Here is a 14,577-nt window from a genome sequence, read left to right as displayed (position 1 = left end):
TGTCGGGTCACGTAGGTGGCTCGAGACCCGTCAGAAAACTGCGCTCCCAGCGGGGAGAGCGCAGCTTCTTGACGGGTCTCAGCGGGGCGGGGAACCAGGTCTGCCGCGTCTCTGGTCTTCAGGTGCGAGGCATGCGGAGTCGGCGTTCGATTCGCTCCACCGCGTCGCAGGAGGCCGTCGTCGTGAGCGTCGCGTCAACGTCGTCCGAGGTCAGGCGGATCATGTGCCAACCCGCGTCCTGGAGCCGTTCGATGCGTCGGATGTCACGACGGAAGCGTTCGCGCTCGCGATGCGTGTCGCCCTCGTACTCCACTCCGAGAAGGTCGTCCGGGTACGCGAGGTCGATCTCTGCGATGAGTTCGCCCTTCTCGTCGACGACTGGATGGTTCAGCACCGGCTCCGGCAATCCTGCACGGCAGAGCATGAGCCGAGCTTCGGTCTCCTTCGGTGAACGGGCGCCCGCGCGGACGTCGACGAGTGCATCGCGGGCGCGAGCCGCTCCGCGAAGGCGCGGCGTTCGCTCGATCGAACGCTGGAGCGCCTCGTCCTCGGTGAGGGCAGGGAGATCGCCGTAGGACCCGCGGGGCGACACCAAGTAGTCGCCGACCACGATGAGCTCGTCGACGGAGAGCATCCCGGCGAGGTGGCGCCAGGTGGTCGGAGCATCCGTCACCAGCAGGCCATCGACCTCGATGACCTTGGTGCATCGGCTCGACAGCTCGTGCCCGACGACCCCGCGAGTGCGGGGCCCGCGCCACTTCCCGACGCTCGAGACGTGGACACGCGGGTCTCGTTCCAGCCTGCGGGGGAGCGGACAGCCTAAGAGCAGTGCGGCCGTGGTGTGGCTGAAGCACTGACCCTCGGCGAGTCGCACCTGATAGGCCGACGCGAGCGGTGGTGCGTCTTGGGCGGACCGAACCCCGTGGAACGGAGCCACGATGTCGGGTGCGGCGAGCCGCCGATGTCCGACGCCGTGCTTCGCGGCATCCCCAGTCGTGAATGACACGCGGGACACGAGATCGGCGGGGAGTCGGCTCGGACTTCGCATGCTGACACTGTCTCCAACGAGCCGGACTTCGGCGGTGCCGCATGCGCACACCCCCCGAGAGGGTGCCCGTTCGCGCCTGTGGAGGACCTACCCCTGGTCGCCGATACAACGCCCGTCAAGAACCTGCGTTCTCAGCGCTGGGAGTGCAGGCTCTTGACGGGTCTCGAGACCACGGGGACGGGTCGTGCGCGAGACCCGTCAAGAAACTGCGCCATGAGGCGCGAGAGCGCAGGAGATTGACGGGTCTGGGGCCGGACCGGGCTCGCGCGCAGCGCGGGGCGAGGATTCCCGGATTCGGTTGGTAGGCTGTGCGCACAATCGCATATCGGGCCATCGACGCGTTGCGGGAGAGCCGGCTGGGCCGGCACCGAAGGAGCAAGCCTCCCCGCCAATCTCTCAGGTCACAGACCGCAGCGAGCAGGCCGCTCTGAAAAGCGGATGCCACGAGCATCCCGCCCACGGTGAAAGCGCACCCCACGGGGTCCGTGAAACTCTCAGGCACATGACAGAGGGGGAGTTCTCGACCGCGGCAGCATGCCGCGCGCGCCGTGCGACGACAGGAGAACTCCGTGACCGAACGCCTGAGCCCCCTCGATGCGATCCACCGCGCCGCCGGCGCGACCTTCACCGACTTCGCGGGCTGGCAGATGCCCGTGCGCTATTCGTCCGACCTCGCCGAGCACAAGGCGGTCCGCACCGCGGCGGGCATCTTCGACCTCTCGCACATGGGCGAGATCGTGGTCGTCGGGCCCGAGGCCGACCGCGCGCTCGACTACGCGCTCGCCGGCAAGCTCTCGGCCAGCGCCGAGGGTCAGGCGAAGTACACGCTGCTGCTCGCGCGCCACGGCGGCGTGATCGACGACCTCGTGGTCTACCGCACGGGGGCCGACCGCTTCCTCGTCGTCGCCAACGCCGCCAACGCCGCCCACGTCGCCGACGAGCTGCGCGCCCGCACGGCGCCGTTCGACTGCGAGGTGTTCGACGAGTCCGACGACGTCGCCCTTGTCGCGGTGCAGGGGCCGAAGGCCCTCGAGATCCTCACCACGACGCCCGGCTTCGGCATCCAGGGCGACGGCAACGACCACGACGACTTCGTGCATGCCGTCACCGGAATGAAGTACTACCGCGCCGTCGCGGCCGAGTTCGCCGAGCAGCCGGTGCTCGTCGCGCGCACCGGCTACACGGGCGAGGACGGCTTCGAGCTCTACGTCTCGCCCGACCAGGCGCCCGCCCTCTGGGAGGCGCTCGTCGAGGCCGGCGAGCCGCTCGGGCTCGTGCCGGCGGGCCTGGCCAGCCGCGACACGCTGCGCCTCGAGGCGGGCATGCCGCTCTACGGGCACGAGCTCACCCGCGACACGTTCCCGGCGCAGGCGGGGCTCGGGCGCGTCGTCGCGCTCGCCAAGGAGGTCGACTTCGTCGGCCGCGCCGCGAGCGAGGAGGGGCCGGCGGCGGATGCCCCGGTGCTGGTCGGGCTCGCGAGCGAGGGCCGCCGCGCGGGCCGCGCCGGGTACGCGCTGTTCGACGGCGAGGGGGCGGATGCCTCCGAGGTCGGCGTGATCACGAGCGGCGCGCTGTCGCCCACGCTCGGCCACCCGATCGCCATGGCCTACGTCGCTCCGCGTCACGCGGCGACGGGCACCGCGCTGTATGTCGACGTGCGCGGCACGCGCATCGCCGCATCCGTCGTCGACCTGCCCTTCTACCGCCGCGAGCAGTAGCCGCGCCGTCCGGCGAACCCGCCACCCACCACGAACCGCACCGCCCACCGAGCACCGCGACCCACCGATCCGAGGGGAACCCCATGACCGACCTGAACGACCTGAAGTACACGAGCGACCACGAGTGGGTGCTCGTCGACGAGGATCCCGCGGAGGGCGTCGACGCGGGCGGCGTGGTCGTGGGCATCACCGCCTACGCCGCCGAGAAGCTGGGCGACGTCGTGTTCGTCGAGCTGCCCGCGGTCGGCACGGCCGTCGCCGCAGGCGACGTCGTGGGCGAGATCGAGTCGACGAAGTCGGTGGGCGAGCTCATCTCGCCGGTCGACGGCACCGTGACCGAGGTGAACGAGCGCGCGGTCGAGGAGCCCGAGCTGCTCAACAGCGACCCCTTCGGCGACGGCTGGCTGATCAAGGTCACGGTCGCGGAGATCCCGGCGGACCTGCTGAGCCTCGAGCAGTACCGCGAGGTCACGGGCGAGTGAGCGGCACGTACGACCTCGACGCCTTCGGCCGTCGCCACATCGGCACGACCCGCGACGACCAGGCGCTGATGCTGGCGACCCTCGGCTACGACTCGCTCGACGCGCTCGTCGACGCGGCGGTGCCGAGCTCGATCCAGATGCGCGAGGTCATCTCCTCGTCCATCCCCGAGGCCGCGACCGAGCGGCAGGCGCTCGCCGAGCTCCGCGCGATCGCCGACGAGAACACCGTGCGCACGTCGATGATCGGCCTGGGCTACTTCGGCACGATCACCCCGGCCGTGATCCAGCGCAACGTGCTCGAGAACCCCTCCTGGTACACGGCCTACACGCCGTACCAGCCCGAGATCTCGCAGGGCCGCCTCGAGGCGATGCTGAACTTCCAGACCATGGTCGCCGACCTCACCGGGCTCGACACGGCGAACGCCTCGATGCTCGACGAGGGCACCGCGGTGGTCGAGGGGATGCTCCTGGCACGCCGCGCCTCGAAGGCGAAGACGGCCCGGTTCGTGGTCGACGCCGACGCGCTGCCGCAGACGCTCGCGCTGCTGCGCTCGCGCGCCGAGGCCGTGGGCATCGAGCTCGCGGAGCTGCCGCTCGCCGAGACCGACCCGGCCGGGCTGGGGGAGTGCTTCGGCGTGTTCGCGCAGTACCCCGGGGCATCCGGCCGCATCTGGGACCCGTCGGCCGTGTTCGAGGCCGTGCACGCGGGCGGCGGCATCGCCGTCGCCGCGGCAGATCTCCTCGCGACGACGCTCGTCACCCCGCCCGGCGAGCTCGGCGCGGACGTCGCCGTGGGCACCTCGCAGCGCTTCGGCGTGCCGATGGGCTTCGGCGGGCCGCACGCGGGCTTCATGGCCGTGCGGAAGGGCCTCGAGCGCCAGCTGCCGGGGCGCCTGGTGGGGGTGTCGCAGGATGCCGCGGGGCATCCGGCGTACCGGCTCAGCCTGCAGGCGCGCGAGCAGCACATCCGCCGCGAGAAGGCGACCTCGAACATCTGCACCGCGCAGGTGCTGCTGGCCGTGATGGCGTCGATGTACGCCGTCTACCACGGCCCCCGCGGCCTGCGCGCGATCGCGGCCCGCACCGCGGGAATGGCGCACCTGCTCGCCGAGCAGCTCGCCGACCTCGGCCAGACCGTCGTGCACGACGCCTTCTTCGACACGCTCAGCGTCGTCGTGCCCGGCACGGCAGATCGCGTCGTCGAGCGCGCCCGCGAGCTCGGTGTGCACCTCTGGGCCGCCGACGAGGCGACCGTGCAGGTCTCGGTCGACGAGACCACGACGTTCGACGAGCTGCACCTCGTCACCCGCGCCTTCGGCGGGCCCGAGGAGCGCGGCGAGGCGGCACTGACCGGCTCGGCCATCCCCGAGGCCCTCAGCCGCAGCACGGCCTACCTCGAGCACCCTGTCTTCAATACGCACCACTCCGAGACCGCCATGATGCGGTACCTGAAGCTCCTCGGCGACCGCGACTACGCGCTCGACCGCGGCATGATCCCGCTCGGCTCGTGCACCATGAAGCTGAACGCCGCAACCGAGATGCAGGCGGTCACCTGGCCGGAGTTCGCGAACCTGCATCCGTTCGCCCCCGAGGCCGACGTGGTCGGCTCGCTCGCGCTCATCGAGCAGCTCGAGTCGTGGCTTGCCGAGGTGACCGGGTACGACACCGTCTCGCTGCAGCCGAACGCGGGCAGCCAGGGCGAGCTCGCGGGCCTGCTCGCGATCCGCGGCTACCACCACGCCAACGGCGAGCCGGAGCGCACGGTGTGCCTCATCCCGCAGAGCGCGCACGGCACCAACGCGGCATCCGCCGTGCTGGCCGGCATGCGCGTGGTGGTCGTGGCCTGCGACGACCGCGGCAACGTCGACCTCGACGACCTGCGCGCCAAGATCGACGCGAACGCCGCCGAGATCGCGGCGCTCATGATCACCTACCCGTCGACGCACGGCGTCTACGAGCACGACGTGGTCGACATCACGCAGGCCGTGCACGACGCCGGCGGCCAGGTCTACGTCGACGGCGCGAACCTCAACGCGCTGCTCGGCACGGCCCGGTTCGGCGACTTCGGCGGCGACGTGTCGCACCTGAACCTGCACAAGACGTTCTGCATCCCGCACGGCGGCGGCGGCCCCGGCGTCGGCCCGGTCGCAGCGAAGGCGCACCTCGCGCCGTACCTGCCCGGCCACCCGATGGCGCAGCGCGCCGACCACCGCGAGCTCGTGCACGGCGGCGGCCCGGTCTCGGCGGCGCCGTACGGCAGCCCGTCGATCCTCCCGATCTCGTGGGCGTACATCCGCATGATGGGCTCCGAGGGGCTGCGCGAGGCGACGTCCGCCGCGGTGCTCGCCGCGAACTACGTCGCCGAGCGCCTGCGCGAGCACTTCCCGGTGCTCTACACGGGCGACGACGGGCTGGTCGCGCACGAGTGCATCCTCGACGTGCGTCCGCTCACGCAGGCGACGGGCGTGACCGTCGACGACGTGGCGAAGCGCCTCATCGACTACGGCTTCCACGCGCCGACCATGTCGTTCCCGGTCGCGGGCACGCTCATGGTCGAACCGACCGAGTCGGAGGACCTGGCGGAGCTCGAGCGCTTCGTCGAGGCGATGATCGCGATCAAGGCCGAGGCCGACGCGGTGGGCCGCGGCGAGTTCCCGGCCGACGACAACCCCCTCCGCAACGCTCCGCACACGGCCGAGTCGATCGCGGTGGGGGAGTGGACCCACCCGTACACCCGCGAGCAGGCGGTCTTCCCGGTGCATTCGCTCGTGCGCACGAAGTACTGGCCGCCGGTGCGCCGGGTCGACCAGGCCTACGGCGACCGCAACCTCGTCTGCGCGTGCCCGCCCGTGGAGGCGTTCGCCTAGGCCGACGGATGCCCCGGGGCTGCGCCGCTCGAATCGAGCGCCGGCCCCGGGTACGTCGCCGACGTCGAGCGGATGCCCCGGGCGGGCCGGTCAGCCCCGGTCCGCCCGCGCGGCCGCGGCGACCGCCGCCTCCGTGCGCGAGCCCACGCCGAGCTTGCGCAGCACGGCGGAGACGTGCACGCTCACCGTCTTGCCGCTGATGAACAGGCGTTCGCCGATCTCGCGGTTGGACAGGCCCTCGGCGACGAGGTCGAGCACCTGCTGCTCGCGTGCGGTGAGTTCGGCGTCCCCGACGCCTGCGCTGCGTTCACCGGTCGCCCCGAGCGGCAGCCCCGCCCGTGTGGCGACGTCGTCCGCCATGCGCACGACGAGTCCGCAGCCGAGCGGCTCCGCCTCGGCACGACCGCGCGCGATGCGCTCGGTCGCCGCCTCGCGGTCGCCGGCGTCGAGCAGCGCCGTGCCCTGGCGGACCAGGCCGTAGCCGAGCAGATGTCGGTGGCCGTTGCCCGCGGCGAGGAGGTCGAGCGCCGGCTGCCAGGCCTCGGCGCGTTCGGTCGGATCATCGGTCAGCTCGGCGTTCGCGATCGCGGTCCACACGGGTGCGGACTCCCAGCCCTGCAACGGTTCGAGTGCCGCCCGTACATCATCGGCGGGTCGCGGTGGCGCGATGCCGCGGTCGCGCATCGCGCCGATGATGCGTGCGGCCGTCGCGAGTTGCAGCAGTCGATCGGCGGGCCGGTCGTCGCGTCCGTCGAAGATGATCGGCTCGAGCCGTGCGAACGCGGCGGCCGGGTCGCCGTTCGCGAACAGGAGCTCCGCCTCGTCGTACGCACCGCCGGTCTCCACCTGGCGCTCGATGCGCCCCACCTCGTCGCGGCGGCTGCGGATCATGCGGTTCCAGTCGTTCGCCGCCTCGAGTTCGCCCGACCAGACCAGCAGCCAGAGCTGCATGTGCTCGAGGAACCGGCGGAACGCCATGGGGGCGTCGGAGCGCAGCGTGCGTTCGAGGATGCGCCGGGCGCGATCCCATTCGCCGAGCGCGAAGAGCGGCTCTGCGGCGTTCGACGAGAGCATGACCCCGGTGCCGCGCTCCTCGCCGCGCTCGCGCGCCTCCTCGAGCGCGGTCTCGGCGACCTCGACCGCCTCGCGGTAGCGTCCGAGCAGGAGCAGCGAGTCCGACAGGTTGATCGCGAGGCGCACCCGGGGCCCCCAGTCGTCGCCGGCGAGTTCGCGGGCCTGGGCGAAGCGCTCCATGCCCTCCTCCACGCGACCGGCGTCGATGAGTGCGACCCCGGCCAGGTTGGCACCGACGGATGCTGCGCGGCGCCCCTCGTCGCCGGCACGGGCGCCCGCCTCGAGCGACTCCTCGGCGATGCGCAGCGTCTCGTCGCTGCCCTGCATCATGTGCGCGGCGCTGAGGTCGGCGAGGATCTCGGCACGCAGGACGAGTGCCTCGTGCGAATCGTCGTCGGCGATCAGCGCGAGGCCGCGCTCCATGCGCGATCGGGCCCCGGGTTCGCCGAGGCGGTACAGGTCGCGCCCGTTGTCGCCGAGCAGGCGTGCCATGAGCAGCGGGTCGTCGGCAGCGGACTCCATCGCGAGCTCGGTGAGGGGGATCGCGCGCACAGCGCTGCCCGCGGCGCGGTGCGCGTTTGCCGCGGCCTGCAGCAGGTCGAGCCGGCTCATGCCGGCGACGGCCTCCGCATCGGGCACCTGATCCCAGATGTCGACCATTCGCTCGGCCATGGCCGCGACCGTCGACATCGCGTACGAGCGCTCGGACTCCTCGATCGCTCGCCGTGCCGCCGTGAACGCCTCGTCGTACCGCCGGGCGGCCAGGAAGTGCGTGGAGACCTCCACGTCGATACCGGGCCAGCGTCGCGACTGCAGCGCCTCGGCGTACCGCGCGTGGTACCGCGAGCGCTCACCGGGCATCAGCTCGCCGTCCACGACCTCGCGCACGAGCGCATGACGGAAGGCGTAGCCCGATCGGTCTGCGACCAGCAGCCCGCCGTCGATCGCCTCCCGGATCGCCTGCTCCATGCGGACAGGCTCTCCGTCGTGGACGACCTCGAGCAGGTCGTGCTCCACGCGCAGTCCGCCGACCGACATCAGTCGCAGGGCGGCGCGCGTGTCGGTCGACATGCGCTCGTAGCGCGCGGCGAGCAGGTCGGTGAGCGAGTGCGGCAGATCGTGCGGGCTCGCGCCGAGGAGCTCCTCGACGAAGAACGGGATGCCGCCGCTGCGCGCGAAGAGCTCGTCGACCCGGTCGGCGTGCGCGGCACCCGCCATCTCGTGCACGTCGTCGCGGGTGAGTCTCGGCAGCTCGATGCGGGTGACCGCACGCAGCCGGTCGAGCTCCGCGAGGTCGGTGCGCAGCCGGTGCCCGCGCGGCAGCTCGGCAGTGCGGGCGGTGAGCACGAGCAGTGCGCGCGCGTCGCGCAGGAGCCGGATCGCGTACTGGACGACGGCCACGGTGGAGGCATCCGCCCAGTGCAGGTCTTCGATGACGAGCACGAGCGGCCTGCGCTGCGAGAGCCCCTCGACCAGGCGCAGGAACCCCTCCTCGAGCAGCCCGGCGCCGCCGCTCGGTGCGATGTCGCCGCCGCCGGGGAACAGGGTGCGGAGCGCGTCAGCGGACGGCCCGGCGGCGTCGCGCGCGGCGTCCTCGCCGAACTCGGCGACGAGCGCGCGCACGAGCTGGCGCACCGGGATCAGGGGAGCGCCCGCGTCGGCGAGCTCGATGCACTGGCCGCGTGCGACGAACGCTCCGTCGATGTCGGCGATGAACTCGTCGACGAGCCGGCTCTTGCCGATGCCGGCCTCGCCGCCGACCAGCACGACCCGGGTATCGCCGCGATCCGCCGACGCCAGCGCGTCGCGCAGCGTCTGCAGCTCGGCACGCCTGCCGGCCATGCTGCGTGTCGGTGCGGCGCCCACGGCGTCATCCTCCCACAGCGACGCGGCCCGAGGTCGTGAGGACCGCGGGCCGCGTGCCGGTGCGCCGCCTGGGCGAGCCGGCGAGCCGGTCACAGGTGGCGCGCGCGCATCACCGACGCGTGGTGGTGCACCCGGGCGAGGTGCCGGATGCGGATGCGCCTGCGGGCCCCGCGATAGGCGCGGACGAGCGCGCGGTCGATACGGTGCCAGGCGTGCTCCGGGAGCTGGCCGCGCTCGGCGGCGACGCGACGGTGTTCGTTCTCGACGGCCTGGCGCCTCGCATCATGGGCGTGGAGCGCCTCGGCGACGACGGTGTTCGCGTAGTACATGATCTCGGATTCCCCCCTGTGGGCGGTGCGTCGGGACCGCTCCGCCACCCCTTCAGACTGCCGTCACCCCCTGACACCCGCATCGGCGCGTGCACCGGTCCTCGGGGAGTACTCGGTGCGGTGCGGCTCGGTGCTGCCCGGAATGGCCCTCGGTGCTGTTCGGGCGGTGTCTCGGTGCAGCCCGTGCGTCGACTCCGGGCGAGCAGGCGTCGCACTCAGTGCCCGCACCGGGTCACGCGTGGCGGTGACCGCGGGCCGCGAGGCGTGCGCCGCGCAGTCCATCGGCCTGGAGTGCGCGGATGCTGCCGATGATGCCGGGGCGCGCGGGGGCACCGGAGGCGGCGTTGCGCTCGGCGATGCGGCGGCGGCGCTCGACCTCGACCTGGAGGTCGGCGGCGCGGTGACGGTCGAGCTGGGCGGCGACGTGGGTGGTTGCGAAGTCCATGATCTGCTCCTCGGGTGCGGTGCTGCATCGGTTGATGCATCCGAGATTCCTCCCTGAGGTGCCCCCTGCGGATCGGGCGGGTGCCTTAGTGGGTACCTCAGATTGGGTGGCATCCGCCTCAGATCGCCGCCCGCGGCGCCTCAGGCCGCGCCTCAGGAGGCAGGAACGCCGAACAGCGTCGGCCACCACGCGACAGCCAGCGGGTAGCCGATGAACGAGAGCATGTCGATGATCCAGTGCGCGATCACGAGCGGCATCGTGCGGCCCCAGCGGGCGTAGCACCAGCCGAACACGACGCCCATCGCGACGTTGCCGAAGAACGGCCCGATGCCCTGGTAGAGGTGGTACGTGCCGCGCAGGAGCGCGCTCGCGCCGATGACGCCCCACGTGCTCCAGCCGAGTTCGCGCAACCGGGTGAACAGGTAGCCGACCACGATGAGCTCCTCGGTGAGCGCCGCACGCAGCGCCGAGAGCACGAGGATCGGCACGGTCCACCAGAACGTGTCCAGTGGTGACGGCACCACCGCCACCGTGATGCCGAGCGCGCGGCCCGCGGCGTAGAGGGCGAGGCCCGGCACGCCGATGACGGCCACGAGCGCGACGCCCGAGCCGAGGTCGCGCCAGGGTCGGCGCAGGTCGAAGCCGATGCGGCGGAACGCGGACTCCGTCGGCGTCCAGAGCAGGTACAGCACGAGTGCGACGGCGAACAGGTCGAAGGCGACGTCGAGGAACTGGTACGTGAAGTCGAGCCACTCGCGCTCGGAGCGCGAGGCGTTGATGGATGCGGACTGGTCGGCGAGCGGCGTCTCGGCGGTGAGGCGCGCGACGATCGCGACGAGCGAGTAGACGGCGGATGCCCCGAGCGAGAGCCCGAGCACGATCACGACCTCCCAGATCGTGCGCGTGCGGGACGCGCGTCCGTACGGCTGCGGTCCGGTCGCTCCGTTTGTCCACATGTCCCTGATTCTCACATCCTGCGCATCGCGCTCAAATGAGCATTCGTCGACTATTCGTTGCAATATCGCCCGCCTCGACGCAGGAATCGTGCGCCGTTCGCAAGAATGCGCTCCGCTCGTTACTACTCGGTAACGGTTTCCGCGTCGAGTTGGTCGGTGCCCCGAGTCAACTTACAGTCGTTGTCATTGGTGTCGGCCGGCGCTCTCGGGCGCCGGTCGATCTTGTGGAAACAACTACACCTTGCACCCCTGCACAGGAGGAAATGTGAACATCAAGCGTGGGGCGGCTGGCGCAGCCGTCATCGCCGCGGGAGCACTCGTGCTCTCCGGGTGCTCGCTGCCGTATGAGTCTGAGGTCATCGAGGGAACCGAAATCACGGTTTCCTGGAACGACATCATCGACAACTTCAACAGCAGCAGCACCTCGGGTAACAACATCGCGAACAGCAATGTGACCTACCTGACGACGTCGAGCTTCAACTACTACGACAACTCGCCCGAGCTGGTCCAGAACACGGACTTCGGCTCGTACGAGAAGGTGAGCGACGACCCGCTGACCGTCGAGTACACCATCAACGACGACGTCGTCTGGTCGGACGGCACGCCGCTCGACGAGGCAGACCTGCTCCTGTCGTGGGCGTTCATCTTCGCCGGCGTCACGGACGAGGAGGGTGCCCCCCTCTTCAACTACGCGAACCCGCGTGCCGACCTCGCCAGCGCGCTGCCCGAGATCGACGACCACAAGCTCACGCTGGTCTACGACAAGCCGTACGTCGACTGGGAGGTCCAGTTCGCCGTCGGTTCCGTCGCCGCGCACGCCGCCGTCATGCTGGCGTACCCGGAGATCGAGGACCCGCAGGAGGCCAAGGACCAGCTGGTCGAGGCCATCCAGAACGGCGACACCGAGTGGCTCGCCCCGGTCGCCGAGGCATGGGAGGCCGACTTCCAGTCGGCGAACACCCCCGAGTCCGACCTGGTGAAGCTCTCGTACGGTCCGTACATCGTCGAGGACCTCGTCGAGGAGGACTACGTCACCCTCGTCGCGAACGAGGAGTTCGCCTGGGGCCCCTCGCCCAAGTACGAGCGGATCACCATCCGCCAGATCGCGGACCCGACCGCTCAGGTGCAGTCGCTCCAGAACGGTGACGTCCAGGTCGCTTCGGGCCAGCCCACGCCGGACGTGCTGCAGCTCGTCCAGGAGACCGAGACCGCTGACTACCACACCAGCGACGAGGCGACCTACGAGCACGTCGACCTGACCTTCAACAACGGTGGTCCGTTCGACCCGGCGACCTACGGTGGCGACGAGGAGAAGGCCAAGGCCGTCCGCATCGCGTTCCTCAAGACGATCCCGCGCAACGAGATCCTCGAGAAGCTGATCCAGCCGCTCAACCCGAACGCGGTCGTCCGCGACTCGATCCTCCAGATCCCGGGCTCGCCCATGTACGACCCGATCGTCGAGGCGAACGGCTCGGCCGAGTACGCCGAGGTCGACATCGAGGGCGCCAAGGCGCTCCTCGAGGAGGCCGGCGTCGAGACCCCGGTCGAGGTCAAGTTCTGGTACCCCGAGGGCAACGAGCGTCGTGCCGCCGAGTACGAGCTCATCGCCACCTCGGCAGCCCTCGCCGGCTTCGACGTGACCGATGACTCCGAGCCCAACTGGGAGTTCACCGACACCGCCGCGAACCCGGTCAACCCGCACGACGCGGTGATCTTCGCGTGGGCGTCGACGAGCCTCGCGCTCACCGGCACCGACCAGTACCTCGGTACCGGTCAGCCGTCGAACTTCGGTGGCTACTCGAACGAGATCGTCGACACCCGTCTGAGCGACCTCGAGACCGAGCTGGACGAGGACGAGCAGGTCCAGATCCAGATCGACGTGGAGACGGAGCTGTGGGCTGACGGCTACGGCATCACCATCTTCCAGTTCCCCGGTCTGACGGCGTGGGACAAGGGTGTCGAGGGCATCGCCCCGGCTCCGCTGTCCCCGTACTACTTCTGGAACTTCTGGGAGTGGGCGCCGACTGACGGCGCGACCGCCGAGTAAGCAGGCATCGCATCACACGGTGGGCCGGATGCCTCTGGCATCCGGCCCATCGGCCTGATCTTCCCGGCGAAGCAGGCGTGCGCGACACCCGCGTGCGTCTGCTTATACTGTCAACTTCGAACCGGCAGCGACCACCGTCGCAGGCACGTCGTCGTTGTCGCCGGGTTTCGTGCCGAACCACCACAAAGGACCCCCGGTGCTCTCCTTCGTCGCCAGGCGACTCGTCGCCACACTTCTCGTCCTGCTCGTCGCGTCATACGTCGTGTACGTGCTCACCGCCGTCTCCGGCGATCCCCTCGCCGAGCTGCGCGGCAGCCGCGACCCCGACGCGCAGGCCAAGATCGCGGACCTCGCGAACAAGCTCGACCTCGACACCCCGCCCGTGCTGCGCTACTTCTCGTGGCTCGGCGGCGCCGCCGGCTGCCTCGTCGGCAACTGCGACCTCGGCATCTCGGTCGCGCGCGGCGAGGCCCCCGTCACCGAGGTCATCGCCACCGCGATGGGCTCGACGCTGCAGCTCGTCACCGCCGCGACCATCCTCGCCATCCTCTTCGGCGTCGCGATCGGCATGACCACCGCGCTGCGCCAGTACAGCGGGTACGACTACACCGTCACGTTCGCGACCTTCATCTTCTACTCGCTGCCCGTCTTCTGGGTCGCGGTGCTCCTCAAGCAGTACGGCGGCATCGCCTTCAACCAGTTCCTCGGCGATCCGGTGATCCCGTGGTGGTTCATCCCGATATTCGGGTTGGTCACCGGCTTCATCCTGATGGCCGTGGTCGGTGGCGGGCTCGCCACGAGGATCAAGACGTTCGTGTTCACGGGCCTCGCCGGAGCAGTGCTGCTCCTCGTGCTCGACCTCACGGGCTGGTTCTCCGACCCCTCGATCGGCATCGCCGGCATCATCCTGTTCTCGCTCGCGAACGCCCTCATCGTGGCGAGCCTGACCACGGGAATCCGCGACAGGCCGGCGCTCATCGCCTTCGGCATCGCCGCGGTGGTGGCGCCGGTGGCGCTCTGGTTCCCGTTCCAGTTCCTGTTCTTCTTCGGCAACGCGTGGTGGACGATCGCGCTCGTCGCGATCATCCTCGTGGCGATCGGCGCCGTCATCGGATGGCTGTTCGGCGGCGACCGCCGCGGCAACCTGGCGCGGGTCGTCGGTCTCGCGGCCGGCCTCGGCACGATCCCGCTGGTGTTCGACCAGATGTTCCAGCGCTGGGCGACCTACGAGTCGATCATCCCGCTCTCGAGCGGCGTGATCTCGACCATCGGCGCGTCGACCCCGGCGATCGACCGTCGCGACGACTACTGGCTGCAGATGCTCGACTCGCTGACGCACATGATCCTGCCGACGCTGACCCTCATGCTCATCTCGCTCGCGGCGTACACCCGGTACTCCCGCGCGAGCCTGCTCGAGGTCATGAACCAGGACTACGTGCGCACCGCTCGGGCCAAGGGACTCTCGGAGCGGGTCGTCGTGATGCGGCACGCGTTCCGCAACGCCATGATCCCGATCGCGACGATCATCGCGTTCGACTTCGGCGGCCTGATCGGCGGTGCGGTCATCACCGAGACGGTGTTCGCGTGGAAGGGCATGGGAGCCGTGTTCTCCGACGCGCTCGGCCACACGGACGTCAACCTGATGATGGGCTTCTTCCTCGTCACGGGCGTGCTGGCCGTCATCTTCAACATCATCGCCGACCTCTTGTACTCGGCACTCGATCCGCGAATCCGGGTGAGCTGAC

General features: G+C 70.6%; 10 protein-coding genes and 2 riboswitches. Of the genes, 5 read left to right on the top strand and 5 right to left on the bottom strand.

The features are described from left to right. Positions 1 to 118: 118 nt before the first annotated feature. On the bottom strand, positions 119 to 610 hold the full coding sequence (locus ABZK10_RS16555; protein ID WP_353810384.1) for a putative endonuclease domain-containing protein: 492 nt from the start codon (positions 608 to 610) through the stop codon (positions 119 to 121). 772 nt (positions 611 to 1,382) lie between these two features. Then, a riboswitch (glycine riboswitch) is annotated at positions 1,383 to 1,469 on the top strand. A gap of 1 nt (position 1,470) precedes the next feature. Beyond that, positions 1,471 to 1,564: riboswitch (glycine riboswitch) on the top strand. Positions 1,565 to 1,617: 53 nt separating this feature from the next. On the opposite strand from ABZK10_RS16555, the gene gcvT reads away from it, so the two are divergent. The 3 genes from gcvT (at position 1,618) to gcvP (ending at position 6,115) form a co-directional block, all read left to right on the top strand. Next, positions 1,618 to 2,766, top strand: a complete 1,149-nt coding sequence (gene gcvT / locus ABZK10_RS16550) for a glycine cleavage system aminomethyltransferase GcvT (RefSeq protein WP_353810383.1) — start codon at positions 1,618 to 1,620, stop codon at positions 2,764 to 2,766. Positions 2,767 to 2,849: 83 nt separating this feature from the next. Further along, positions 2,850 to 3,248, top strand: coding sequence for a glycine cleavage system protein GcvH (gene gcvH, locus ABZK10_RS16545; RefSeq protein ID WP_353810382.1), 399 nt, complete (start codon positions 2,850 to 2,852; stop codon positions 3,246 to 3,248). 68 nt (positions 3,249 to 3,316) lie between these two features. Further along, the gene (gene gcvP / locus ABZK10_RS16540; RefSeq protein WP_436408547.1) at positions 3,317 to 6,115 is read left to right on the top strand and encodes an aminomethyl-transferring glycine dehydrogenase; all 2,799 of its coding nucleotides are present in this window, start codon (positions 3,317 to 3,319) and stop codon (positions 6,113 to 6,115) included. Positions 6,116 to 6,205: 90 nt separating this feature from the next. Here gcvP and ABZK10_RS16535 read toward each other — a convergent pair whose 3' ends face one another. The 4 genes from ABZK10_RS16535 to ABZK10_RS16520 all read right to left on the bottom strand — a co-directional run bounded on the left by ABZK10_RS16535 (position 6,206) and on the right by ABZK10_RS16520 (position 10,785). Further along, a complete protein-coding gene (locus ABZK10_RS16535) occupies positions 6,206 to 9,055 on the bottom strand; it encodes an ATP-binding protein (RefSeq protein ID WP_353810380.1) in 2,850 nt (949 codons plus the stop codon). An 89-nt stretch (positions 9,056 to 9,144) separates the two neighbouring features. Beyond that, complete coding sequence (locus ABZK10_RS16530) at positions 9,145 to 9,384, bottom strand: hypothetical protein (RefSeq protein WP_353810379.1); 240 nt, start codon at positions 9,382 to 9,384, stop codon at positions 9,145 to 9,147. A gap of 232 nt (positions 9,385 to 9,616) precedes the next feature. Next, positions 9,617 to 9,829, bottom strand: coding sequence for a hypothetical protein (locus ABZK10_RS16525; RefSeq protein WP_353810378.1), 213 nt, complete (start codon positions 9,827 to 9,829; stop codon positions 9,617 to 9,619). A 152-nt stretch (positions 9,830 to 9,981) separates the two neighbouring features. After that, a complete protein-coding gene (locus ABZK10_RS16520) occupies positions 9,982 to 10,785 on the bottom strand; it encodes a CPBP family intramembrane glutamic endopeptidase (protein WP_353810377.1) in 804 nt (267 codons plus the stop codon). 265 nt (positions 10,786 to 11,050) lie between these two features. On the opposite strand from ABZK10_RS16520, the gene ABZK10_RS16515 reads away from it, so the two are divergent. Further along, on the top strand, positions 11,051 to 12,832 hold the full coding sequence (locus tag ABZK10_RS16515) for an ABC transporter family substrate-binding protein (RefSeq protein WP_353810376.1): 1,782 nt from the start codon (positions 11,051 to 11,053) through the stop codon (positions 12,830 to 12,832). A gap of 196 nt (positions 12,833 to 13,028) precedes the next feature. After that, positions 13,029 to 14,576, top strand: coding sequence for an ABC transporter permease (locus ABZK10_RS16510; protein ID WP_353810375.1), 1,548 nt, complete (start codon positions 13,029 to 13,031; stop codon positions 14,574 to 14,576). Position 14,577: the final 1 nt, after the last annotated feature.

The organism is Agromyces sp. SYSU T00194 (assembly GCF_040496035.1).
Classification (GTDB): Bacteria; Actinomycetota; Actinomycetes; order Actinomycetales; family Microbacteriaceae; genus Agromyces; species Agromyces chitinivorans.
Note: the sequence above shows the minus strand (reverse complement) of the source record. Positions and strands in the feature narration are given on the sequence as shown.